Source organism: Natronospirillum operosum (assembly GCF_004768465.1).
Taxonomy (GTDB): domain Bacteria; phylum Pseudomonadota; class Gammaproteobacteria; order Pseudomonadales; family Natronospirillaceae; genus Natronospirillum; species Natronospirillum operosum.
Map to the genome: position 1 here is coordinate 90,921 of NZ_SRMF01000009.1, position 24,784 is coordinate 115,704.

A 24,784-nucleotide genomic window follows, 5' to 3' on the forward strand; every position below is an offset into this window, starting at 1 on the left:
TGGCGGGCCGCGTCAGTTGCCCCGCTGGCGCTTTGACCCACTCTCATCGTCGTCATCGGTGTCGTCGCCCTGCAGGCGCTGCCATTCCTCCCAGTCATGCGGCGTGCCCGCATTGGGACGCTTCAGATGGCGGGCCCGGTCACGGGCCTGCCGCTCCAGCGAATGGTCTTCTTCGTCTGCCGTGTCCTCTTCGTCAAAACCGTATTTTTTCAGGAATTCATCAGGTTTGATCATGGTCTGGCCTCCGGGGCCCGTCTGCTGACGATGGCTGCCGGTATAGCCGCCCAGCGGGCCCTCTATCGAAGGATATGGCCTCGCCGGAGCGACTTTTCAAGCACCGGTGCCAGAGCTGGCAGCAGCGCGACTACCGTTTTCAGAGCGGGGATGGCATCATGCCGGCATGAGCGAACACACTGCCCCGACTCGAAAGGAACCTCTGTTGCGAAGGCTTGCGCTATCGACCCTTTTCTCCGTCAGTACCCTGTCCCTGCTGTATCTGGTCGCCGTACCGGCGCAGGCCAACCCGGTGATCGCCTCCGAGGAAGCTCAGGTTCCAACCCTGTTTGACCGTCTGCAACTGCGACTGGGTGGCATTGCCATGCAGCCGGCGGATGACCTGGACGGCATTGGCTATCAACTGGGCCTGTCCGGCTACTGGATGCTGTCACCCTGGGCCGTGCTTGAGCTCGGGGGGGCCTATCAGGGCGAACGTTTCAGCTATGACAGCAGTGATGACTATGACGTGACCAGTTACTGGGGTCACTACGGTGGTCGGCTGTTGTGGCCGCCCGCAGAGCCGGTTTACCTCAGTGTGGCGGCGCGCTGGCACCGGGGGCGCCTGACGGTGCACGATGCCGGCAGTGCCTATGAGAACATGCGTCTGGCGTACGAGTGGTACGAAGGTGGCCTGCACCTGAATCCGTCCTCGTTCGGGGCCGAAGTCGGGGTGTCTCTGCGCTACTACGACTGGGCCAACGATGACCGGGAGTGGTCGGTGGTGGCCGAGTGGTTGCTGCCCGGCCGTGATTGGCTGGTGGGTATCGATGGCGAGACCACCATGAACCAGAATCGGGTCCATGTCGGCCTGTCGGTCAATCGCCGCTTCTGATCCATGTCACTCGAAGCGATTGCGAAACGGCAGGTAGGAAAAACCGCTGTGTTCCATGTATTGCAGCAGTGACTCCCGGTCCACCGCCTGTTGTTCCAGCCACTGTTCCAGAGTCATCTGTTCCTGCGCCAGAGCCTCATTGAGTGATTCCGCCAGCTTTGCCGGAGGCTGGCTCAGCAGTTGATCTGTGGTCATACTGGTCTCCTTCCAAACGTCTGCTATATGGTTACAGTCGTGATGTAGAATCCAGTGTAGTCTCCGTGGTCGGAATAAAGTGTGAAGTCGTTAAAGCTTCGATGAAAATGAAGCGCCGATTACACAGTTTGTGAACCATGCCACGAAACACCCGGACAGGTGCCGGGCAGGGCGAACCCGGCCCGGCGCTGCCTGCTCAGGGTATGGGCTGGTGCCCAAACCAGTGGCTTTGTCTTACCAGTTGCGAATGCATGTTCTGCAGTGACTCCTCCGGAGACACTGTGCCACTCAGGGCCCGGTGTACATTGCGCTGAATGATGCGGGATACCAGCGGGTAGCCGCGTCCAGTGGCACTGGCGGGCCGCGCTACGCCGCCGTGAAATATCTGGACCAGTTGTTCGAACTGGGGAAAGGCGGCCAGCAGCTCGGGGTCGTCGTAGAGTGCAGGAATGGCGGGATTGTACCCGGACTCGAGCGCCCGGGTTTTCTGGGTGTCCTCTCCGGCAAGAAATCTGACCAGCTCCACTGCCAGCTCCCGGTTTTCCGAATAGCGCGACACTGCCAGTTGCCAGCCTCCCAGCGTGGCTGCAGATTCCCCGTCCGGGCCACTGGGCAAGGGGGCAATACCCACTCTTCCCTGCACCGGACTGTCCGGTTGCTGCGCCGTGTTCCAGGCGTAGGGCCAGTTGCGCATGAAGACGGCATCGCCACGCTGAAACAGCTCACGGCTGTCTTCTTCCTTGTGCTGCAGTGTTTCCTCGGGGCTGATGGTGCCGATCCAGGAAGCTGCAGTGGCCAGAGCGTCGACATTGCCGGGCTGATTGATGGTGACGGACAGGTCTGTCTCGACGAAGGAACTGCCGGTGTGGCTGTGGAACCATTCCAGCGCATCACAGGTCAGGCCCTCATAGCTGTCACCCTGCCAGGTGAAGCCCCAGAGTTTGTCGCCGCTCAGACCGGTCTGCTCCCGATCCATGATGTAGGCCGCCGTGTCGGTCAGTTCATCCCGGGTTTGCGGTACGCGCCGGCCATGCGCTTCCAGCAGGTCGCTGCGATAATAGAGCAGGCCGGTGTCTATGAACCAGGGCAGGGCGATGAGCCGGTCCTGCACCGTGTTGTTGCGGATCAGACTGTCAAAATAGACCGGATCATCGGGTTCCAGATACGGCTCCAGATCGATCAGGTCGTGTGCCAGCAATCCGGCCCAGACGACGTCCAACTGATAGATATCCAGCTCCGGTGATTCACTGTTGAGCAACTCCTGATATAGGTCCAGTCTTTCATTGGTGGCGTCCGGCAGGCGCAGGATATCGACGCTGTGGCCGGTTTTTTCTGCCCAGGCCTGCACATCGGCCTGGCACTGTTCGAACTCGGTACCCACGGCACCGCAGGCGATCGTGAGGGTGGAGGCCTTGACCAGGCCGCCAAGCAGGACAACGGAGGCTGCCAGAGCCATTATTTGCTGCATTGTCTTGAAAGTCATATCGGTTCTTCTCAGCAGGAGTCACGCACGATCAGTCTGGCATCCAGTACAATGTCACGACTCCGGTTGTTCAGCCCCAGCACCATGCGGGCAGCCTGTCTGCCTTTCTCATGCTGGGGCTGATGAATGGTGGTCAGGGCCGGCCGTTGATAGGCTGCTGTAGGAATATCATCGAAACCGATAACCTTGAGGTCGTCAGGAATCACCAGCCCCATGTCCTGTGCTGCGGCCACCGCGCCCAGCGCCAGGCGGTCACTCATGCACAGCAGCAATTCGGGTCTGGGTGTGCAAAGCAGCGCTTCGCGGGCGGCCTGATAGCCCAGCTCATAGCGGCTCTCAGGGGCATTCCAGATCCAGTCAGGGTTGAGCTCGCGCCCGGCTTCCAGCAGCGCTGCCTGATAGCCATCCAGGCGGCGCCGGGACACGGATTCTTCGGCTGTGGTCAGTGGCTGGTCACCCACCCGGCTGATCTGGGTCGCATCACTGATCAGGCGCAGGCCGAGTACGGCAATCTGGCCGGAGGCATGGCGTATGCCGTGCGCGGCTGCCAGGTGGGCGCCGGCAAAGTTGTCGATATTGAGCGAGCGCACACCTTCCAGATTGAAATCGACGGTGACCGAGGGTTTGCGCCGCGCCGTTACCTTGTCGAGTATCCGGCCGTCGCGCGGCGGGCCATAGATGATATAGCCGTCGGCCAGGCTGTCGAAGCTCTGCCCCAGATAGAACTCGCTGCGACTGGGCAACAGCAGCATGTTGACGTTCTGCTGGTCAAATACCTCTGAAACGCCGTGCAGAAAGCGGGTAGCCACCGGGTCTTCGAAGTTGTATTGCAGTCGATCGGCCAGAATCAGCCCGATAATACCCGTGCGCCCGCGACGCAGACTGCGTGCGGTGGCATTGGGCCCCTGATAGCCAAGGCGCTGGGCCTCGGCGAGAATGCGTTCCCGCAGTTCGGCGGACAACTGATCCGGCCGACTGAAGGCATTGGATACGGTAGCCGTAGATACGCCCAGCTCACGTGCCAGGTCTTTTAATGTGAGTCTCATTCGGTGTACCTGTGCAGGGTAGACAGCGCCCCTTGCCAGACCCAGGGCCGGCAAGGATGCTGTTTGACGATCCATTGAAGAGTCGTCCCTTGTACACGTCGGAACAGCCGGGCTTGTTCTCGTTGTAGCCCGGCTGTCCGCCTCAGGTTCAGCCGCCTTTGACTGAGCCGGCCAGCATGCCGCGCACGAAGTAGCGCTGCATGGAGATAAACACGACCAGCGGTACGATCATGGTGATGAAGGCCCCTGCGGTCAGTATCTCCCAGTTGTCGCCACGGGAGCCAAGCAGCTCACGCAACTGGGCTGTCAGCACGGTCCGTCCTTCACCCTGTCCCAGGAAGACGATGGCGACCAGCAGATCGTTCCAGACCCAGAGGAACTGGAAGATGGCGAACGACGCCAGTGCCGGTATGGACAGCGGCAGCACGATCGAGATGAAAATCTTGAAGTGCGTGGCGCCGTCCATACGGGCCGACTCCATGATTTCCTTGGGCAGACCGACCATGTAGTTGCGCAGCAGGTAGACCGCCAGTGGCAGACCGAAGCCGGTGTGAGCCAGCCATATACCCAGATAGGATCGGGGCTCCCAGCCCAGGCTCGATATCCAGGTCTGGCCCAGCCAGTTGTAGGTACTCAATACCGGTATCAGAGCCATCTGCAGCGGCACCACCAGCAGACCGACGATGGCCGCCAGGAAGAAGGTACGCCCCCAGAAGGTCATCCAGGAGAGGGCATAGGCTGCAAATGCGGCGATCAGTATGGGTATGAAGGTAGCCGGCAGCGTTACCGTCACCGAGTTGATAAAGGCACGCCCGATCCCCTCTGCCTCCAGTACCCGCTCATAGTTGGCCAGCGTGAAGCGCGGCGGTATGGCGGCGATATAGAACAGTCGGATACCTCTGGTATGCTCAAAGGGCTCGTCCGACAGCCAGGTATAGCTGCCATCCGACTCTATGGTGATGCGGGAACCGTCGTCGCGCTCCCAGGTTCCACCCGGCTCATATTCTTCCAGTGTGCGCGGGCCGGTACCCCAGGCAACGACCGAGCGTCCCGAGCCTTCGCGGAACAACTGGCCATCAATGCGGAACATCCCGTTCTCTTCCACCTGGGCATCCGCCGACTGGGTTCGATGCGCTTCGTTGCGTTCGGTGGGGACCAGTGCAGTCCACCAGCCGGAGACGATCAACTGGTCGGCATCGCGCACCGAGCTGACGAGCAGGCCTGCCGTAGGCAGAGTCCACAGCACGACAAAGGTGAGCACGATGAGGTGCTTGATGGCGTTACCGACCGTGAATTTCTGTGCTTTGATCATGGTCTTCCCCTCACCCCATTTCCTTGCGTGCCTGACGTACGTTCCACCACATGATGGGCAGTACGGCCAGCATAATGAACACGGCGACAGTACTGCCGCGCCCGAAGTCACCAGCCCGGAACATGATATCGAACATCAGGTTGGCCAGTACCTGGGTCTGCCACTGACCATTGGTCATGGCGAGTACCACATCGAAGATCTTGAGCACCAGTACCGTTATGGTGGTCCAGACCACCACTATGGTGCCCCAGACCTGGGGAATGACGATCTTGAACAGCATCTGGATTTCGTTCGCGCCGTCCATGTTCGCCGCCTCGATGGTGTCTTCCGGCACGCCGCGAATGGCGGCACCCAGCAGCACCATGGCAAAGCCGGTCTGAATCCAGACCATGATGGCCATGAGCAGGAAGTTGTTCAGCGGCTGCAGGGCGATCCAGGCTTGCGGATCGCCGCCCAGAGCCACCACCACGGCATTCAGCAGGCCGATCTGATCATCACCCGGACCACGATAGTCGTAGATGAAGCGCCAGATCACGCTGGCCCCGACGAACGAGATCGCCATGGGCAGGAAGATCAGCGAGCGGGCAATGTTGCGCCACCACATGCGGTCTGTGAGGTAGGCAATCAGCAGGCCGAAGATGGTGCTGAAGGTGGGTACCACAAACAGCCACAACAGGTTGTTGCGGACCGAAATCTGGAAGCCCCGGTTGTTGAAGGCCCACAGATAGTTGGCAAAGCCAACGAACTCGCCACGGCTGTTCAGCGACAGCCACAGCGTGTAGAAAACAGGTACGACCAGATATAGCGCGAGAAGCAGCAGCGCCGGGCCGATAAAGATCCAGGGGCGAATGGATTCCCGGATATCATCCCGCTGCGAGCGGGCGTCATCATCCCTGAGGTGGTCGCTGGTGAGAACACGATCAAGGAGCAGATTGGAACCGATAAAAAACAGGGCTGACAGGCCAATGGCTAAAACGATAGCCCACAAGGCCAGAATCAATTGCTGAAGCACAGTAAGCCTCCGGGAGCGATGAGGATTATGGTTATGGGGTCAGACTGTGGTCGAAGAACAGCCCGAGGGCGACGGCAGTACACCGGCGCCCTCGGACTCACAACGTCAGGTTGTGATCACAGTCAGTGACTGTGGCTTACCTTACAGCTCGTCCCAGCTACGCTGGATCGCATCGGCAACATCCTGTGCGGAAGTACCGCCCACGAAGTCGACCATGCCGGTCCAGAACGTACCTGCACCGATTGCACCCGGCATCATGTCGGAAGCATCGAAGCGAACCGTGTCTGCTTCCAGCAGTATTTCACCCTGGCGGCGCAGAACATCGGAGGCATAGGCGTCGACATTGGCACCCAGGTGAACAGTCAGGAACTGACCCTGAGCCATCCACAGCTCGTGTGCCAGCGGCGTCTGCAGGAACTGCAGCAGGGCGCGCGTGGCATTGGAGTCACGCGTGATGGCCATCATGGTACCGGCAGACAGTACCGGATCGCCCAGGTCCCTCTCTTCATAAGACGGCATGTAGAAGAAATCCACATCTTCACCGATGACGACGTCATCCGGGAAGAACGCCGGGATGAAGTTGGCCTGACGGTGCATGAAGGCACGCGGCGGAATGTCGAACAGCGCCTGCGGGGCATCACGGAAGTCGGTAGTAGCGACAGCTTGCACGCCACCGGCTACATAGTCCGGGTTGCGAGCGAACTTGCCGAACTCTTCGATGACTTCCACGACACGCGGATCATTGAACGGAATGTCGTTCGTAACCCAGCCGTCATAAACTTCCGGTGGGTGCATGCGCAGCATCAGGTCTTCGACCCAGTCGGTGGCCGGCCAGCCGGTGGCAGCACCTGAACCCAGACCGATGGTCCACGGAGTTTCACCGTCAGCGACCATCTGATCACTCAGGGCGATCATCTCTTCCATGCTGGTGGGTACTTCGTAACCGTAGTCTTCGAAGTTGTCCGGTACGTACCAGACCAGAGACTTCAGGTCGACGCGATACATGACGCCATAGAAGTGCTCTTCACCGGCACGGTTCTCGAAGGTGCCCAGGTCGGCCCAGCCATCGCCATCAGAGAAGTTCGCGCGAACCCAGTTGGCGGCGTTGGAGCCCAGCGGCACCAGCAGGTTCTGCGCGGCGAGGTCTTCAGCCAGGCCTGGCTGCGGGAAGATGGCCATGTTCGGCGGGCTGCCCGCCTGGGTGTCTACCTGGATCTGCTGCTCAAAGCTGTCCGAGCCGGCATAATCCACATTGGCACCGGTGGCTTCTTCAAAGTAGGCCAGTACGCGGCGGAATGACGTCTGCTCGTCACCCAGCCAGGGGCCGGCAACGGTTACGGTCTGGCCGGACAGATCCATAGTGGAGAATTCATCCATCCATTCCCAGCTGAACGGGCCTTCACCTACCGGGAAGTGCAGGTTCTGGGCCATGGCGCCTGAAGCCAGGGCGGCGGATGCGATTGCAACTGCGAGCGTTCTCTTCTTTATCATTGTTGTGTTCCTGTTGTGTTTGTACGTGAACCAACATCTGGCCGTAGATACCGATGTCTCACCGGACATCTTCGGCCGACATGGTTTCTACTGGTGTCAGCAGAAACTGTCATGGCTCATCTTAAACGATTAAGTCGATCTCTGAGAAATTCAGTAATGGCTTTTTTTAGAACGATTTATTATAACAGACCATTCTGATCATGCGGATGCTGTTGTCGACGGTCTGCGTTATCATCATCAGCCAGCCTTTGCCCGCCCCGGTACGGCAAAGAACGGCTTCCGGCCCACCCGCGCATGACGGAAGGAGTGAACTGGCCCATGACACTGAGCATGACCGGCTTTGCCCGCAGTGCAGCCCCGACCGAGCAGGGTGAACTGCAAATAGAGATTCGCACCGTCAATCATCGGTATCTGGATGTGTCCTGCCGCTTACCCGAGGCGCTGCGCTTTCTGGAGCCCTGGCTGCGCGAGCGTGTGCGGGCCCGGCTGTCGCGGGGCAAGGTCGATATCGGTCTGCGCTGGCAGAACAGTGCGGCCGTGGCCGCTTCGCTGCAGATCAACCGGCCGCGCCTGGAGGCTGTGTACGCCGCCTTGGATGAAGTGGCCTCTGTGGTGCCGGACAGTCAGCCGCCCACGCGCACCACTCTGCTCGGGTGGCCCGGCGTGGTGCAGGAAGAGGGCGTTGACGAGGCGGCGCTGCAACAGGCGGTGGCGCCGCTGCTGGAGCTGGCGCTGGATGAACTGCAGGCCCACCGGCAGCGCGAAGGTGAGGCGATGGCGATGGCCATCAGACAGCGGCTGGACGAGATCGAACAGATTGTGGCGCGTCTGCAGCAGGATGTGGGTGGCCTGCAGGCTCATTTGCAGGCGCGGTTGGAAGAACGCCTGGCGCGCCTGCAGGCGGAGCTGGACCCCGAGCGTCTGCAGCAGGAGGTGGCCCTGCTGCTGCAGAAGGCCGATGTGGCCGAAGAACTGGACCGCCTGCAGACCCATGTGACCGAGACCAGACGGGTGCTGACGCTGGACGAGCCGGCCGGACGACGGCTGGATTTTCTGATGCAGGAGTTCAACCGGGAAGCCAATACCCTGGCCTCCAAGGCCAGTCAGAGCAGCTATACTCAGGCCGCCATTGATCTGAAGGTGCTGATCGAGCAGATGCGCGAGCAGATACAGAATATCGAGTAACGGGTGAGGATTCCTGATCATGTCCAGCGCAACGGCCGCCGCGCGCGGTGTTCTCTATATAGTGTCCGCGCCCTCGGGCGCAGGCAAAAGCAGTCTGGTCAATGCGCTGATCAAGCGCCTGTCCTTTGTGTTCCTGTCCATTTCGCACACCACGCGCCCCATGCGGCCCGGGGAAACGCAGGGCGAACACTATCATTTCGTGACCAGCCGCGTGTTTGAGCAGATGGCAGAGCAGGGCGACTTTCTGGAGTATGCCCGCGTGTTCGACAACCATTACGGCACCTCGCGCAGCTATGTCGAGCGTGAGCTGGACAAGGGTCATGATGTCATTCTGGAAATAGACTGGCAGGGCGCTCGCCAGGTGCGCGCACAGATGCCGGAGGCGCAGAGCATCTTTATTCTGCCGCCGTCGCTGGAAGCGCTGCAGGAGCGCCTCGAGAAGCGTGCTCAGGACAGCGCCGATGTGATCGCCCGGCGCATGCGGGACGCGCGCAGTGAGATGTCGCACTATGACGAATACAACTATCTCGTCATCAATGATGACTTCTACAAGGCGCTGGACGACCTGTGCTCCATCTTCATTGCCCAGCGCATGCGTACGCCGATGCAGCAGCGCCTGCGGGGTGATCTGCTGGATGGCCTGGTCTGACAGTATTGAGCCGGGGGCAGGGTTCAGGTATGATTCCGCTCCTTTTCTGAACAACCGGTACAGAGGATTTTTCCGCATGGCGCGTGTAACCGTTGAAGATTGCCTGCAGCACGTCGACAACCGCTTCGAGCTGATCATGGTGGCGTCCCGTCGGGCGCGTCAGATTGCCAGCCAGGGTGCGGATCCCCGGGTGTCGGAAGACAACGACAAGCCGACCGTGCTGGCGTTGCGTGAACTGGCAGAGAACAAGATCTCCGTCGACGAGATCATGTCGACACCGACCGAAGAGTCCTAGTACCTGGGCTGCTCACAGCGAGCAACCGGTAAAGACGGCGCCAACTGGGCGCCGTTTTTATTGCAAGTTCATTGTGGGCCTGCCGCGGTTTCAATAGAATCAGCAGTGAGTGTTACTGGTTTCATTGAGCGGATGATGTTGTGCCCACAGTCGATGCGTTAGCCGAGCGCCTGGAAAGCTATCTTGCTCCGGAGAAAATCAACCGGATCAAGCGGGCCTATTATTTCGCCGAGCAGGCCCATTACGGGCAGAAACGGGCCAGTAACGAACCCTACATCATTCACCCGCTGGCGGTTGCCAACATCCTCGCCCGCATGCACATGGATCATCAGAGCCTGATGGCCGCCATGCTGCATGATGTGCTGGAAGACACCCCCATGACGCGCGAAGCCATGGCCGTGCAATTCGGCGATGGCGTGGCCAGCCTGGTGGATGGGGTCAGCAAGCTGACCCATCTCGAATTCGAAGACAAGCGCCACGAGATGGCGGAAAACTTCCAGAAAATGGCCATGGCCATGGCCAAGGATCTGCGGGTCATTCTGGTCAAGCTGGCCGACCGATTGCACAACATGCGTACCCTGGCGCCGCTGAAACAGGAAAAAAAGAAACGCATCGCCCAGGAAACGCTGGATATCTACGCGCCCATTGCGCAGCGTCTCGGTATCAACGATATCCGCATCGAACTGGAAAACCTGGCCTTTGCCGCCCTCTACCCGATGCGGGCCCGGCGCATTTCGTCCGCCATTACCAAGGCCAGAGGCAACCGCAAGGAAATCGTGGAGCAGGTAGAGACCGCGCTGGCCAAGCGGATGACTGAATTCAGCATTGACGGGGTCACGGTCTACGGGCGCGAAAAGCATCTGTATGGCATCTACCAGAAGATGAAGGAGCAGCACAAATCGTTCCGCGACATCATGGACGTCTATGCTTTCCGTATCGTCACCGATTCGGTGGAGGACTGCTACAAGGCACTGGGCGCGGTGCACAGCCTGTTCAAGCCGGTGTTCAAGCGGTTCAAGGACTATATCGCCGTGCCCAAGGTCAACGGCTACCAGAGCATTCATACCACGGTGATCGGCTTCAACGGCATTCATATCGAGGTGCAGATTCGCACCCGGGACATGGATGCCATGGCCAACAATGGCATCGCCGCGCACTGGCTGTACAAGGAGAACGACTCGGAGAACCCCACGCCGGCCCAGGCTCGCGCCCGGCGCTGGATCAACAGCCTGCTGGAGATCCAGCAGCAGGCCAACAGCAGCATCGAATTCATCGAGCACGTGAAGGTCGATCTGTTCCCGGACGAGATCTATGTGTTCACGCCCAAGGGCCGCATCATGGAACTGCCACGGGGCGCCACGCCGGTCGATTTTGCCTATGCCGTGCATACTGATGTCGGCAACAGCTGCGTGGGCTGTCTGGTCAATCGCAAGTACTGGCCGCTGAGTCAGCCGCTGGAAAGCGGCGATTCGGTCAAGATCATCACCACCAAGACGGCCCGCCCCAACACGGCCTGGCTGAATTTTGTGGTCACCGGCAAGGCCAAGAGCGCCATCCGCCACTACCTCAAGAGCGTGCACAAGGAAGAGTCGGAAGACATCGGACGCAAGCTGTTGGTCAAGGCCCTGCAGCAGTTCGGCCTGTCGATGGAGCGGGTCACGGGGGCCCAGTGGGACCAGCTGCTGCAGGACCTGGAGCTGCCCTCGATGGAAGTCCTGTATCAGGACATCGGCCTGGGTACTCGCCTGGGTTATGTGGTGGCCAAACGTCTGGCCCAGCAACTGGATCATCGGGCGCCGGATGGCACGGACCAGAAGGCGTCCCCGGTCGCGCTCAAGGGCACGGAAAAACTGATTCTGAACTATGCCCGCTGCTGTTCACCCATTCCGGGTGACCCCATTGTCGGGATCATCACCAAGGGCAAGGGCCTGGTGATTCATCGGGAGAACTGCAACAACATTGCCGAATTCCGGGGTGATCACCAGCGCTGTGTGCATCTCGAGTGGGATGATGACATGGGCGGCGACTTCCATGCCGATCTGCGCATCATTGTGCACAGTCAGCGCGGCGTGCTGGCCAATGTGGCGTCCACCATCGCCCATGGCGGTTCCAATATCGAAACGGTCAACATGGAAGACAAGGACGCCGTGGTGAGCCAGATTCAGGTCAGCGTCAATGTGACGAATCGGAAACATCTGGCCCAGGTGATGCGGCGCCTGCGGCGTCTGCAGGAAGTCGTGCGGGTGTATCGGATCAGCCGCTGAACACGGAGATTCAGCGGCCCGAGAGAGTTCTCAGAGCGCCTCGTCGCCGGTTTCACCGGTACGGATGCGCAGGACCTGATCCAGGGTGCTGACCCAGATCTTGCCGTCGCCGATCTTGCCGGTATTGGCGGCCTTGGTGATAGCATCAATGACGCCTTCCAGCTTGTTTTCCGCGACCGCGATCTCGACTTTCACCTTGGGCAGAAAATCCACCACGTATTCGGCACCGCGATACAGTTCGGTATGGCCCTTCTGGCGCCCGAAGCCTTTGACTTCAGTGACGGTGATGCCCTGCACACCCATTTCGGACAGGGATTCCCGGACATCGTCCAGCTTGAACGGCTTGATAATGGCGGTGACGAGTTTCATGGCTGACTCCTGACAGGATTACTCGCAGCTAAGTTACCACCTCGGGTCCGACCTGCACAGTCTGCAAGCGCCTTTCAGATTGTCCACAGAACGAAAAAAGGCACCCGAAGGTGCCTTTCTGCAAGGTCTGTCACTGTATGGACAGACGCTGTCACATCGACTTACTTACCTGAAGTGGTGAACTCCGGATAAGCTTCCATGCCACACTCGGACAGGTCGACGCCTTCGTATTCCTGCTCTTCGCTGACCCGAATGCCCATGATGGCTTTCAGGATGAACCAGACGATCAGAGAGGTCAGGAAGACCCAGCCGAAGATGGCACCGATGCCGATCAACTGAGCGCTGATACTGGCACCACCGAAGGTGACGGCCAGGATGCCCCAGATACCGGCGCTGCCGTGTACAGAGATGGCACCGACCGGATCGTCGATCTTCAGCTTGTCCAGAGCCACGATGGACAGGACAACCAGGATACCACCGACACCACCAATCAGGGTGGCGACGAACGGAGTTGACCACTCGGGGCCGGCAGTGATGGACACCAGACCAGCCAGTGCACCGTTCAGGATCATGGTCAGGTCAGCCTTCTTGAACAGCAGCCTGGACAGGACCAGAGCCGTCATGGCGCCACCGGAAGCCGCCAGGTTGGTGTTCATGAACACCACTGCCACTTCGTTGGCGGTATCAGAGGCTGCGGTAGCCAGTACCGAACCACCATTGAAGCCGAACCAGCCCATCCACAGGATGAAGGTACCCAGAGTCGCCAGCGGCAGGTTGGCACCGGGGATCGCATTGATCTGACCGTCCTTGCCATACTTGCCCTTGCGGGGGCCGAGGACGATGACACCGGCCAGAGCTGCAGCAGCACCTGCCATGTGCACGATACCGGAACCGGCAAAGTCGGCATAACCCAGCTCATCGAGGAAACCGCCGCCCCAGCTCCAGGCGCCCTGAATCGGGTAGATGAAGCCGGTCATGATGACTGCGAAAGCCAGGAAGGCCCACAGCTTCATGCGCTCGGCGACTGCACCGGAGACGATGGACATGGCGGTTGCCACGAACACGACCTGGAAGAAGAAGTCCGCAGACGGCGCAAAGGTGGCCTCGGCTTCATATTCAAAGCCGGCCTCGACACCAGAACCGGTAATGCCGGCCAGCAGGAAGCCGCCGTCATACATGAACTGATAACCCACCACCATGTACATGATGCTGGCGATGGCAAACAGTGAGAAGTTCTTGGTCAGAATTTCCGTGGTGTTCTTGGCGCGCACCAGACCGGCTTCCAGCATGGCAAAGCCAGCGGCCATCCACATGACCAGTGCACCACAGACCAGAAAGTAGAAAGTATCCAGGGCGTACTGGACTTCAAATACAGTTTCTAAAGCTTCCATTGTTATTGAGCCCCCTCGACTTAAATGGCGTCTTTACCGGTTTCACCGGTACGAATGCGGATGGCCTGCTCCAGTTCGGAGACAAAGATCTTGCCGTCGCCGATCTTGCCGGTATTCGCAGCCTTGGTAATCGCCTCCAGGACCTGGTCCAGAGAGCTGTCATCAACAGCGATCTCAACCTTGACCTTGGGCAGGAAATCCACGACATATTCAGCGCCGCGGTACAGCTCAGTGTGACCTTTCTGACGACCAAAGCCTTTTACTTCAGTCACGGTGATGCCTTGCACACCGATGTCAGACAGGGCTTCACGCACATCGTCAAGCTTGAACGGCTTGATAATCGCAGTGACCAGTTTCATAGCACCCTTCTCCGTTTTCGCTCTGGGGACTTGCCGCAGGTGATCGGCAAGCCGTTTCGAATCGGTCCGCACCTCGCCTGCTCGGGGCAGGCTTGCTACACTGTTGGGCTGTAAGGGCCGGTGAGTGTGGCAATTTCGGCGGACGCATCCGGTAGGGGTAAAGCATCGGTTGTGCCAACTTGGTCAATGCCGCGTAAACACTGGCTTCAGTCGCCCTGCAGAGTCGCCGCGTCTGACCAGCCATGCAGGTTGTGCACATAAAACGAGCAGCATTCCACGCTATCGCACCACATTGGTGCTTATGGGGGTAATGGGCGTCTGCAGCAGCCCGATTTCAGGGCATGACGCCTTGGAATAGTGCGACAGTGGCCGTAAGGCCCGATTGGCAGCAGCGTGAAATCGACCGAATGAGCAAGAGGCGGAGACAATGGCCACACTGGATGAACTGACAGAACGCCTGGCCCGCAGCCTGGCGAAAGCAAAAGAGCAGGGTGATGCACTGAAGGCGGGCGTCGATGACAATCTGCAGGCGCTGATTCGAGCCCAGCTTGACCGCCTTGATGTGGTGACACGGGAAGAGTTTGCGGCGCAGCAGGCCCTGTTGCACAAGGCCAGCCAGCGGCTCGACAGCCTGGAGGCCGAGGTGGCCAGACTGCGCGCTATTGTGGAACAGCAGAACACCGAGGAGTAGGCATTCAGGCCTGTTGCTGGCCTGTCTGAGTGGTGTTGTCCGGCCTGAGTACTTCGTCCAGGGTCTGATGCAACGTGCTCAGGTGCAGCGGTTTGGTCAGATAGCGGTCCATGCCGGCGCCCAGCGCCTGGTCGATCTGCTCCTGCAGCGCGTGCGCACTCAGGCCGACAATACAGGGCTGTCTGGACAGCTGCAGGCGGCGAATGGCTCGGGTGGCTTCATAGCCATCCAGAACCGGCATTTCACAGTCCATGAAGATCAGATCAAAGGTATGCTTGCGGCAACAGCCGACAGCCTGAGCGCCGTCGGTTACGCAGGTCGGGCTGATCTGGCATCGCTTCAGCATGGCTACCAGCACCTGCTGGTTGACCGCATTATCCTCGACGACCAGAACCCTGGGTGTCCATTGAGCCTGCGGCGCCTGCTCTGCAGGCGGCTGCGGTGTGGGGGCGGGGGCCGGCAGTGCTTGCGGGCCAGTTGGCCGGACCGGAAGATCCGCCGGCTCACTGCAGAGCGCGTCCAGCAACTGCTGCAGGACCACCGGGTAGTCAATGGTTATGGCGTCAGCCGGCATCGCCGCTGCCAGAGCCCCATGCTCGCGTTCATGCAGCAGGCTGATCAGGCGCGTGTCCTGCAAGCGATGGCGCCACCGCTGCAGCGCGGTCTGCAACTGCCCGATTTCTACTTCACTGCGGTCTCTGTCCGGCACGGCGGTGATCATCAGATGTGACCAGTCCTGACTGAGCAGGGCTTCGGTGACGGCCTCCTGGCTCTCCGCCCAGGTGACCTGACAATGGGGCTGGCTGTCGAACAGGCGATGCAGTGGGTTCAGGCGGCCACCGGGACTCCAGATCAGCAACTGCCGGTGCGGTCGTTGTCGGGACACCGGCTGGCGCCATTGCCCGGGTACGGCAAACCAGAAATCGGTGCCTTCGTTCGGCTGGCTGCGCAATTGCACACTGCTGTCCCACAGGGCGGTCAGGCGCTTGACTATGGCCAGACCGAGCCCGGTACCGCCAAAACGGCGGGTGATTGAGGCATCGGCCTGGGTGAAGGCTTCGAACAGGCTCTGCTGCTGAGCGGCGGCTATACCGATGCCGGAATCGCTGACCCGTACTCTGACCGGCAGGCGGTCATCCTCGCTGGCCCCGGGTACGGGTTCCACAGTGACCAGCACATGGCCCTGTTCGGTGAACTTGCAGGCATTGCCCACCAGATTGATGATGACCTGGCGCAACCGCGTGCGGTCGGCGCGTATGCGCGGGCTTACCGTCGGCTCGCGCCAGTAGCCGAGAAACAGCCCCTTGTCCTGCGCTGGTTTGCGAAACAGGCGCAGGCACTGGGCCAGCAGGTCGTCCCAGTCCAGCCACTCCGGCTCGAGCTCGACCTTGTCGGCCTCCAGCTTGGAATAGTCGAGAATATCGTTCAGCAGCACGGTCAGCAGGTCACCGTTCTCGCGCAGCACATTCAGGTGCTCGCGCTGGCGCTGATCCAGCTGTGTCTCGGCCAGCAGCTCGGCCATGCCGATAATGCCGTTCATCGGGGTGCGAATTTCATGGCTCATGTTGGCCAGAAACTCCGTCTTGGCGCGCGCTGCGCGCTCGGCAGTATGGCGCGCTTCCACCAGTTCCGTCTCGTGCTGCTTGCGTTCGGTAATATCGAAGTAAAGCCCGGACAGGCGTCGGGGACGCCCGTTCTTGCGCACCACAAAGCCGAACTGATGCAGGTGACGCTGGATGCCGTCAGGGCGCTGAATGCGGAATGTCAGGTCGAGCGGCAGGCGCTTGTCCAGTGTGCGGTTCAAAGCAGCGCGCAGGGCGGCCTGATCGACCTCGGGAACAAGCTGCAGCCATTGTTCGGACGTGACCCAGCCGGCACTCTTGCCGAGGCCGAACAATTCCATCGTGTACTGGTCCCAGAATACGCGATCGCTGTCCAGATCATGGTCAAAGGTGCCGGCACCGGCCGCACGGATGGTCAGATGGAGCTTGTGTTCCTGCTCTCTGGCCCGGCGCACTGTTTCCGCCATTTCCCGGCTTTTGCGGTGGTAGCGATCTTCCAGCAGTCTGAGACGCTGAAAGTTGCTGTCGGCACGCTGGTCGGCCAGACGCTGCGCCCGACGCGCGCGGGCCAGGCGGCTCTGCAGCAGCAGTATGATTACTGCTGCCGGTAATCCGACCGCAGCGGCAGTCAGCAGAGAGGCAAGCATGCTGGAACACCCATAGTCATTCCCTGGTCGAGTTGGCGTCCGCGCCGGTGTTTTGCCTCCGGGCGGCCGATGCTATACTGCCCGGCCAATTCGAGGCTGATTGTCAGTCTTCCAGTCTAACCGACCGCTACCGGGAAACAAGCCCATGCCTGCGCTCTCAGTTACCACCCGCCCCGTTCTGACTCTGCTGCTGGCAGTGATCCTGTCTGCCCAGGTGCTGGCAGACAGCGAGCCGGTGTTGCCCATTGCCCTGATCAATGACAGCGAGGATGTGTTTGCAGACTACTCGGCGGAACGCAATCTGGGTTTTCGCCTGGGGCTGGAATTTGGCACCGAAGGTACAGACGTGCGCAATGGCTGGCGGATAGAGCTGGCCGAGTATGTGCTCGACCCTGAATTGTGGGAAGCCAACCTGCTGCCGGGCGCCGATCAGTTGCCCTCGGAGCCGGTCTGGCTGACGCCGGTACAGGCCCGCAAGGCGCACCGGGTGATTCAGTACGCCGGCTATCTGGACCATCTGGCGCTGGTGGCTGCAACCCCGGCCAACAACCTGCCGGTGGCGGACGAATCATTGGCATTCCGTACCTTCTATCGCTGGCAGGACGTCGAACAGGCCCTGCTCGACTGGACGCACGGTGAATCCCGTCTCTGGGTGACCGCCGTCAACAGCAGCCTGGAGCTGCCGGCTGCCATGCGGCTGATCGAAGTCTCGCCGCGCAGTTCCGGCGCTTCGGTGGTGGAAGACATCAGCTCCGAGTCGGCGCTGCGCAATGGCGGCCGCCTGACCAACAGCTGGCCGGTGTTGCTGGACTGGCTGGATGTGCTGGAGCGGGAAGCCGGGCTGGCGCCGGAGCAGATCACCACCTGGCTGCCGGATATCGCGGGTCTGGTGGCGCTGCGCGATCACCCCGGCCTCTATGGCGTGGCCTACTACTATTACGATCTGCCTGACAGCGCTGCCAACGACTGGCTGGTGCGCACCATGCTGGAGCGCGAAGACAGGCTGCCCAGCCACTATGTTGTGGCTGGCATGAACAGTGCCCTGGCCCTGCTCGCGGCGCTGGATGAACAGGACCCGGAGGCGGCACTGGATGCCGCCACGCTGGCCGATATCCTGGCTGACCTCGAGTGGCAGGGCGTACAGGGCGCAATGAGTTTCGATGCGCAGGGTGAGGCCCGCCAGTCACTGTTTCTGACCCGGCTGCGCCAGCAGCCGCAACTGGACTGGGCGCGTCCAGTATTGATCGAGGGCGGTCGCGTCAGCACCCGGCCAGACTGAACCTGAGTGGTGTTGCAGCCCGCTGGCTCCGGTTTCATCATGGCGTGACACGCAGATGGAAACAGGCCTGTCGGGGGTCTGTCAGCAAGGGAGCCGCAACGGACCATGGGCCTGGCCACACTCAGAACACGGGCGGTGATCGGCGTCGAGGCGCCGCTGATTCAGGTGGAAGTGCATCTGGCGGGTGGTCTGCCCAACATGACCATCGTTGGTATGGCGGAAACCGCCGTCAAGGAAAGCCGCGACCGGGTCCGCAGCGCCCTGATCAATTCCCAGTTCGAATTTCCGGCCAGCCGTATCACGGTAAACCTGGCACCCGCCGACCTGCCCAAGGGCGGCGGGCGCTATGACCTCGCCATCGCGCTGGGCATTCTGGTGGCCAGCGGGCAGATCCCCGCCGAGAGTATTCGCGCTACCGAAGTCATGGGCGAGCTGTCCCTGTCCGGAGAACTGCGCCCGGTACATGGGGCCCTGCCGGCCGCCATGGCCGCGCGCGAAGCCGGCCATGAACTGCTGCTGCCTGCCGCCAATGCGGAAGAGCTGGCGCTGCTGCCCGATTGCACCGCCATTGCTGCCGATCATCTGCTGACCCTGTGTGGCCATCTGCGCGGTCAGGCCCCCTTGTCGCCGGTTGTGTGCGCGCGCCCGGACAACCCGCAGCCGCTGCCGGACATGGCCGACATCCGCGGCCAGCCGCAGGCCAGACGAGCGCTGGAAGTGGCCGCTGCCGGCGGCCATAACCTGCTGTTTTTCGGGCCGCCCGGCACCGGCAAGACACTGCTGGCCAGCCGATTGCCCGGCATATTGCCCGGTCTGACCGATGCACAGGCGCTGGAAGTGGCGGCCATTCAGTCCATCAGCGGCCAGCCGGTACGCTGGGGCGAACGGCCCTTTCGCTCGCCCCACCATACCTGTTCCGGCGTCGCCCTGGTGGGCGGCGGGTCGGTGCCCCGGCCCGGCGAAATCACCCTGGCGCATAACGGCGTACTGTTTCTGGATGAACTGACCGAGTTTCAGCGCGCGACACTGGATGTGCTGCGGGAACCGCTGGAATCGGGCGAGATCCATATTGCCCGGGCGGCGCGGCAGACCCGGTTCCCGGCCCGCTTCCAACTGGTGGCAGCAATGAACCCGACCCCAGGGGGTTACCACGCCAGCGATCCGCGCAGTCAGCAATATTCACCGGAGCAACTGCGCCGCTATCTGAACCGTCTCAGCGGACCCTTTCTGGATCGTCTGGATCTGTATGTCGAGGTGCCGGCGGTGCCTCCAGAGGTCTTGCAGACCCGTCGCCAGAGCGAAGCCAGTGCCACCATTCGCCAGCGGGTGCAGGCTGCCTGGGATCGGCAGCAGGCCCGGCAGGGTTGTCAGAACCGGGATCTGGGCAGCGCGCAGCTGGGCGAACTGGATATGACCGCGCCGGCAGAGCGGCAACTGCTGATCGAGCTGTCGGAGCGTCTGGGTCTGAGCGCTCGGGCCCAGCATCGCATCGAGCGGGTGGCACTGACCCTGGCCGACCTGGCGGGGACGCCGACCATCGAACGGGCACATATTATGGAAGCGTTGAATCTGCGTCAGCTGGATCGACTCGGAATCGGCTAGGCGGAGCGTGAGGCGCTGCCGCTGCGTTCGGCGGCAAAATGACGCAGGGTATGATCGATCATCTGCAGGGTTTCCCACAGTGGTCTGGGGTGGCTGAACAGGAACCCCTGTACCTGGTCGCAACCGTTGCTGATCAGGAAATCGAGCTGTTCCGGGTTTTCCACCCCCTCGGCGACCACCCGCAGTTGCAGGTCGTGGGCCAGGTTGATGATGGAGCGCACGATGGAGTCGGCTTCCCGGTCCAGGGTGACCCGCTGCGTAAAGCTGCGATCTATCTTCAGCAGGCTGATGGGGAACTGGCGGATATGGGTCAGCGACGAGTAGCCGGTGCCGAAGTCGTCCAGCGACAGTGTGGCGCCCATGTCATTGACCGCACGCAGTGCCTTCATGGCCCGCGCGGGGTCGGTCAGGACGGCGGTTTCTGTCAGCTCGAATTCCAGCATGCGCGCATCGGTGCCCGAGCGGGACAGCAATCTGGGCATGACCTGACAGAACTGCTCATCCTGCAGTTGCCGGAACGACAGGTTGCTGGCTACGGTGACTTCGGTCAGTCCGTGGCTCTGGATGACCTGCAAGTCATGGCAGACCTGATCGATGATCCAGTAACCCAGCGGCACAATCAGACCCGAGTGCTCGGCCGCCTGAATGAACTCACTGGGGCTGAGCAGGCCATGTTCGGGATGATGCCAGCGGATCAGCGCTTCCAGCCCCAGCAGTCGATGCGTGCGCAGACAGACGCGGGGTTGATAGAACAGTTCGAACTCGTTGCGCCGCAGGCCCTGGCGCAACTCCTGTTCGATATTGACGCGGGGCGCTGGCCCCAGCCCCTGCTCGTGTCGATACAGGGTACTCTGGCTTGACTTGGCCCGGTGCATGGCCGTATGCGCATGCCGCAGCAGTTCTTCGGCACTGCCCAGAGTCTGCGGGTAGCACACCAGACCCATGTCCACTTCCAGTTTCAGGGGCCGGTCGCGGGTGTCCAGAGGCTCGTCGAACAGGCTGAGAATGCGGTTTACCAGACGCTCGGCTGATTCGCGGTCGGCCAGGTTCTCCAGCAGAATCAGAAATTCATCGCCACCCAGGCGGGCGATCTTGGCCAGGGGGCCCAGGGCCCGGCGCAGGCGCTCGGCCACCTGGGTCAGCACCAGGTCGGCATAGCTGAAGCCATACTGGGCGTTGAGATCGTTGAAACGTCTGATGTCCATGGCCAGCAGGGCCACCAGCCGCCCGTTGCTGGCGACATTGAACAGGGCCTGATCCGTGACTTCAAGAAAACCGCGGTTGCTGTACAGGCCGGTCAGGCCGTCATAGCGGCTGAGTTGCTGCAGCGAGTGCTGTGCATACAGGGCCCGGCCAATGGTGCGCCGCAGCCGGTGCGGTGCCAGTTCATCGACATAGAGTATTTCCCGGATGCCCTGGGCCCGATAACCATCCACATCGGCAGACGGGTGGGTCTCCGAGTAGGCTACCCAGGCCTTGCGTGACCCATATTCGTTGAGATAGTGCGCCGTGCGTGCCGAGGGCTGGAAAATGACGACCTGAGCCCGTGCCATGGCATTGCTGTCGTCGGCGATGCTCTGGACTGGGAACCCGGCCCTCTCCAACGCCTTGACCAGAGTGGAATGCGTCTCCTCATTATCCAGGCACAGACAGACCGGTACAGCTTCTGGGCGTGTCAACATCCTGCTCTCACTCGGGAGCCTCGCATGAAAAACGGGAGTCTTGCAGGCACCTTCGGCAGCCATAGGCAGGTATGCAGAGAAGGCGGGCCTGGAGACCCGGGTTACTGCCGCAGCAGAGGTTGTTCGGAATAATGCCTGTTCTGTACAGCAAGCGTCAACAACCGGCCCGGAATCGTGAAAACGCTTTCGCCAATAAGACTTTACAAAGTCGATAAGCGGGCGCTGGCTCCATAATGTACAATTCGCAGTTCCTGAGTCATCGCAAACCCGTGGAGTTGAGGCTTGTCCAGACTGAACGAACGCCAGGCTGACGCCGTGCACGATATTGATGGTCCCATGCTGGTCCTCGCCGGCGCCGGCAGCGGTAAAACCAGCGTGATTACCCGCAAGATCGCCTGGCTGATACAGGACTGCGGCTATCAGGCGCGGCATATCGTGGCACTGACCTTTACCAACAAGGCTGCACGGGAAATGAAAACCCGCGTGGCACAGTTGGTTCAGGGCAAGGCGGCGCGCGGACTGACCGTCTCCACCTTTCATACGCTGGGGCTCAACATGCTGCGGCGCGAAACGGCCGCTGCCGGTCTGAAACCCAATTTTACGCTGTTTGATCAGGCCGACTCGCTGGCCCTGATCAAGGACATCCTGACCCGCGAATTCCCCAATGACATCGATCAGGCCGGCCATCTGCAGAACCTGATCTCTAACTGGAAGAATGACCTGCGCAACCCGGCCCAGGCGCGCAGTTATGCGCGCAATGCGGATGAGGAACTGGCAGCACAGGTCTACGAGCACTACGCGCGTCTGCTCAGTGCCTATAATGCTGTCGATTTTGATGATCTGATCCGCCGTCCGGCGGAACTGCTGCAGCAGAATGCCGAGCTCCGCGAGCGCTGGCAGAAGCGCATTCGCTATCTGCTGGTGGACGAGTATCAGGACACCAACAGCAGCCAGTATGAACTGGTCAAGCTGCTGGTCGGCGACCACCCCAGGTTCACCGTCGTGGGCGATGATGACCAGTCTATCTATTCCTGGCGTGGAGCACGGCCGGAGAATCTGGCTCAGTTGCAGGAAGACTATCCGAACCTCAGAGTGGTCAAGCTGGAGCAGAACTATCGCTCGACCGGGCGCATACTGAAGGCGGCCAACCACCTGATTGATCACAACCCGCATGTGTTCCAGAAGCGGCTGTGGAGCGACATGGGCTATGGCGAGCCTATTCGCATCATCCGCACGGCCAATGAGGAGCAGGAAATAGACCGGGTGGTGACCGAGATCATCACCAATCGACTGCATCACAAGCTGGAGCACCGTGACTTTGCCGTGCTCTACCGGGGCAATCATCAGTCCCGGCTGCTGGAGCTCAAGCTGCAGGAAGCGCGTATTCCCTACAAGCTGTCCGGCGGTACTTCATTTTTCGCCCGCGCCGAGATCAAGGATGTGATGGCCTATCTGCGCCTGCTGATCAATCCGGATGATGATGCCGCCTTTCTGCGCATCATCAATACCCCGCGTCGTGAAATCGGCGCTGCCACACTGGAGAAGCTGGGGCTCTTCTGCGGCGCCCGTCACGTCAGCCTCTATCAGGGCGCCGGTGACCGGGAACTGGACGGCGTGTTGAGTGGTCGGGCCCTGATGCACCTGCACAGCTTTGTGGAATGGCTGGATGACAAACGACACAAGCTGAGCGTGTCAGCGGCGCCGGTCGACATCATCCGGGAACTGCTGTTCGACATCGACTACGAAAGCTGGCTGCGCCAGGAGGCCGGCAATGCGCGGGCGGCTGAGAAGCGAATGGCCAATGTCTGGCAGCTGATCGACAGTCTGCAAGGCATGCTGGACCGGGGTGATGAACAGGACGATTCCGAAGTGGCGATAGAAGATGCCATTACACGCCTGGTGCTGCGGGACATGCTGGAGCGTCAGGAAGAGGAGGCGGAAACCAATGCGGTACAACTGATGACCCTGCATGCCGCCAAGGGGCTGGAGTTTCCGCGCGTGTTCATGATCGGTCTGGAAGAGGAACTGCTGCCGCACCGCAACAGCATCGAATCGGACGACATCGAAGAAGAGCGCCGTTTGATGTATGTGGGTATCACCCGCGCTCAGCGCGCATTGACCATTACCTATGCGGCCCGACGGCGTCAGTTCGGTGAGATAGTGGACTGCATGCCGAGTCGTTTTCTGCAGGAAATGCCACAGGACGACCTGGTCTGGGAAGGGCTGGAAGCGCCGACACAGCAGGAATCCCGTGCCGCGCGCCGCAGCACGCTGGATTCGCTGTATGCCATGCTGGATGACTGAGATCGATTTGTTCAGCCCGGTGCCTGCCGGAGCTGAACAAACCAGGGTGTCGCATCAGATCTGCATCATGTTGAGAGCCTGTTGGCGCTGTTCATCATCAACGGCATTCGAGGTGCGTGGCAGGTCGCTGGCCTGCTCCTGAATGCGCGACAATACGGCGTCGGCCTCTGAAGGGTTGGTGATCTGCTGGGCCGGCTGGGTGCGGAACTGCTCCGCCTGCAGGCGATCAAACTCCGACTGCAGGGTGATCTCCGCATTGTTCAGATCCTGCTGTACTTCGCCCAGACGCTCGATGCCGGCCGCCAGCTGTGCTTCTCCGGGCAGCGGCTCTGCGGCTCCGACCAGTTCACTGTCCTGCAGTTCGGCGGCCAGACCTGCAGCCGGTGTTTCAGCTGCTCCGGCCTGCAGGCTGGGGCTGTTCTCAACCACCTCCGTTCGGGCGGTCTGTATTTCCGCCTGCCGTTCCTCCAGTCCCGGACGTTCAGCAGCCGGGGCCTGGGCGGTTGCCTGTGCCAGTTCCCGCTGCTCTATCAGCGAATCCTGAACCTGATTGACGGCTTCCCGTGCCTGCTGGTTGGCACCCACCTGATCCAGCAGCGCCTGGCGCTGGTTGTCAGCCGTGCCGATATCCAGATTGATGTCCGGTGCGGTAACCGTCGGCGCAGCACCAGGCTGCCGGCTGTCGATAGTCGCAGCCGGGTTGATGGATTCGTCGCGGCGCGGAGCCTGATTGGGCACCAACCCCGTTACGGTGTTTGCCAGTGCCGATTCCACTGCCATGTCCAAAGCTCCTGTCAACTGAAGGATGTGGTGATATTATAGTCAATCTGCATCGTCAGGGTGTTACAGTTTGTAGTG

The 24,784-nt window shown here is 60.8% G+C and carries 22 protein-coding genes; 9 read left to right on the forward strand and 13 right to left on the reverse strand.

Translation table 11 applies throughout. The features are described from left to right. Positions 1-12 precede the first annotated feature (12 nt). A complete protein-coding gene (locus tag E4656_RS16605) occupies positions 13-234 on the reverse strand; it encodes a hypothetical protein (RefSeq protein ID WP_135484431.1) in 222 nt (73 codons plus the stop codon). Positions 235-439: 205 nt separating this feature from the next. Here E4656_RS16605 and E4656_RS16610 point away from each other — a divergent pair, with 205 nt between their 5' ends. After that, positions 440-1,108 carry a hypothetical protein gene (locus tag E4656_RS16610; RefSeq protein ID WP_135484432.1) on the forward strand — a complete coding sequence of 223 codons (669 nt, stop codon included), beginning with the start codon at positions 440-442 and terminating at the stop codon, positions 1,106-1,108. A 6-nt stretch (positions 1,109-1,114) separates the two neighbouring features. Here the strand turns inward: E4656_RS16610 and E4656_RS16615 are convergent, their stop codons facing one another. The 6 genes from E4656_RS16615 to E4656_RS16640 form a co-directional block, all read right to left on the reverse strand. Further along, positions 1,115-1,303, reverse strand: coding sequence for a hypothetical protein (locus E4656_RS16615; RefSeq protein ID WP_135484433.1), 189 nt, complete (start codon positions 1,301-1,303; stop codon positions 1,115-1,117). A gap of 196 nt (positions 1,304-1,499) precedes the next feature. Continuing rightward, entirely contained in the window at positions 1,500-2,786 is a 1,287-nt protein-coding gene (locus E4656_RS16620) for an ABC transporter substrate-binding protein (protein WP_135484434.1), read from the reverse strand. Between the two features lie 11 nt (positions 2,787-2,797). Continuing rightward, positions 2,798-3,832 (reverse strand): LacI family DNA-binding transcriptional regulator, encoded by a 1,035-nt coding sequence (locus tag E4656_RS16625; protein ID WP_135484435.1) that lies wholly within the window; start codon positions 3,830-3,832, stop codon positions 2,798-2,800. 148 nt (positions 3,833-3,980) lie between these two features. Beyond that, positions 3,981-5,144 (reverse strand): carbohydrate ABC transporter permease, encoded by a 1,164-nt coding sequence (locus E4656_RS16630; protein ID WP_135484436.1) that lies wholly within the window; start codon positions 5,142-5,144, stop codon positions 3,981-3,983. 10 nt (positions 5,145-5,154) lie between these two features. Continuing rightward, complete coding sequence (locus E4656_RS16635; RefSeq protein WP_135484437.1) at positions 5,155-6,156, reverse strand: carbohydrate ABC transporter permease; 1,002 nt, start codon at positions 6,154-6,156, stop codon at positions 5,155-5,157. 141 nt (positions 6,157-6,297) lie between these two features. Further along, entirely contained in the window at positions 6,298-7,647 is a 1,350-nt protein-coding gene (locus E4656_RS16640) for an ABC transporter substrate-binding protein (protein WP_135484438.1), read from the reverse strand. A gap of 318 nt (positions 7,648-7,965) precedes the next feature. Here E4656_RS16640 and E4656_RS16645 point away from each other — a divergent pair, with 318 nt between their 5' ends. The 4 genes from E4656_RS16645 (at position 7,966) to E4656_RS16660 (ending at position 12,040) form a co-directional block, all read left to right on the forward strand. Then, positions 7,966-8,832 (forward strand): YicC/YloC family endoribonuclease, encoded by an 867-nt coding sequence (locus E4656_RS16645; protein WP_135484439.1) that lies wholly within the window; start codon positions 7,966-7,968, stop codon positions 8,830-8,832. A gap of 19 nt (positions 8,833-8,851) precedes the next feature. Further along, positions 8,852-9,481, forward strand: a complete 630-nt coding sequence (gene gmk, locus E4656_RS16650) for a guanylate kinase (protein WP_135484440.1) — start codon at positions 8,852-8,854, stop codon at positions 9,479-9,481. Between the two features lie 76 nt (positions 9,482-9,557). Continuing rightward, positions 9,558-9,776 (forward strand): DNA-directed RNA polymerase subunit omega, encoded by a 219-nt coding sequence (gene rpoZ / locus E4656_RS16655; RefSeq protein WP_135484441.1) that lies wholly within the window; start codon positions 9,558-9,560, stop codon positions 9,774-9,776. Between the two features lie 140 nt (positions 9,777-9,916). Continuing rightward, on the forward strand, positions 9,917-12,040 hold the full coding sequence (locus E4656_RS16660; RefSeq protein WP_135484442.1) for a RelA/SpoT family protein: 2,124 nt from the start codon (positions 9,917-9,919) through the stop codon (positions 12,038-12,040). A gap of 30 nt (positions 12,041-12,070) precedes the next feature. On the opposite strand, the gene glnK (E4656_RS16665) is transcribed toward E4656_RS16660, so the two are convergent. The 3 genes from glnK (E4656_RS16665) to glnK (E4656_RS16675) form a co-directional block, all read right to left on the reverse strand. Beyond that, the gene (gene glnK, locus E4656_RS16665; RefSeq protein WP_135484443.1) at positions 12,071-12,409 is read right to left on the reverse strand and encodes a P-II family nitrogen regulator; all 339 of its coding nucleotides are present in this window, start codon (positions 12,407-12,409) and stop codon (positions 12,071-12,073) included. Positions 12,410-12,570: 161 nt separating this feature from the next. Then, positions 12,571-13,800 (reverse strand): ammonium transporter, encoded by a 1,230-nt coding sequence (locus E4656_RS16670; RefSeq protein ID WP_135484444.1) that lies wholly within the window; start codon positions 13,798-13,800, stop codon positions 12,571-12,573. A gap of 20 nt (positions 13,801-13,820) precedes the next feature. After that, positions 13,821-14,159, reverse strand: coding sequence for a P-II family nitrogen regulator (glnK, locus tag E4656_RS16675; protein WP_135484445.1), 339 nt, complete (start codon positions 14,157-14,159; stop codon positions 13,821-13,823). 427 nt (positions 14,160-14,586) lie between these two features. On the opposite strand from glnK (E4656_RS16675), the gene E4656_RS16680 reads away from it, so the two are divergent. Further along, the gene (locus E4656_RS16680) at positions 14,587-14,850 is read left to right on the forward strand and encodes an accessory factor UbiK family protein (protein ID WP_135484446.1); all 264 of its coding nucleotides are present in this window, start codon (positions 14,587-14,589) and stop codon (positions 14,848-14,850) included. Positions 14,851-14,854: 4 nt separating this feature from the next. On the opposite strand, the gene E4656_RS16685 is transcribed toward E4656_RS16680, so the two are convergent. Further along, positions 14,855-17,059 (reverse strand): ATP-binding protein, encoded by a 2,205-nt coding sequence (locus E4656_RS16685; protein ID WP_135484447.1) that lies wholly within the window; start codon positions 17,057-17,059, stop codon positions 14,855-14,857. Positions 17,060-17,204: 145 nt separating this feature from the next. Between E4656_RS16685 and E4656_RS16690 the strand changes: the two genes are divergently transcribed. Beyond that, the gene (locus E4656_RS16690; protein WP_135484448.1) at positions 17,205-18,338 is read left to right on the forward strand and encodes an ABC transporter substrate-binding protein; all 1,134 of its coding nucleotides are present in this window, start codon (positions 17,205-17,207) and stop codon (positions 18,336-18,338) included. Positions 18,339-18,443: 105 nt separating this feature from the next. Beyond that, positions 18,444-19,940 (forward strand): YifB family Mg chelatase-like AAA ATPase, encoded by a 1,497-nt coding sequence (locus E4656_RS16695; protein WP_135484449.1) that lies wholly within the window; start codon positions 18,444-18,446, stop codon positions 19,938-19,940. On the opposite strand, the gene E4656_RS16700 is transcribed toward E4656_RS16695, so the two are convergent. Then, positions 19,937-21,622 carry a putative bifunctional diguanylate cyclase/phosphodiesterase gene (locus tag E4656_RS16700; RefSeq protein WP_167856103.1) on the reverse strand — a complete coding sequence of 562 codons (1,686 nt, stop codon included), beginning with the start codon at positions 21,620-21,622 and terminating at the stop codon, positions 19,937-19,939. The genes E4656_RS16695 and E4656_RS16700 overlap by 4 nt on opposite strands. Positions 21,623-21,904: 282 nt before the next feature. Here E4656_RS16700 and rep point away from each other — a divergent pair, with 282 nt between their 5' ends. Next, complete coding sequence (gene rep, locus E4656_RS16705; protein WP_135484451.1) at positions 21,905-23,926, forward strand: DNA helicase Rep; 2,022 nt, start codon at positions 21,905-21,907, stop codon at positions 23,924-23,926. Between the two features lie 54 nt (positions 23,927-23,980). Here rep and E4656_RS16710 read toward each other — a convergent pair whose 3' ends face one another. Beyond that, positions 23,981-24,706, reverse strand: a complete 726-nt coding sequence (locus E4656_RS16710; RefSeq protein ID WP_135484452.1) for a hypothetical protein — start codon at positions 24,704-24,706, stop codon at positions 23,981-23,983. Positions 24,707-24,784: the final 78 nt, after the last annotated feature.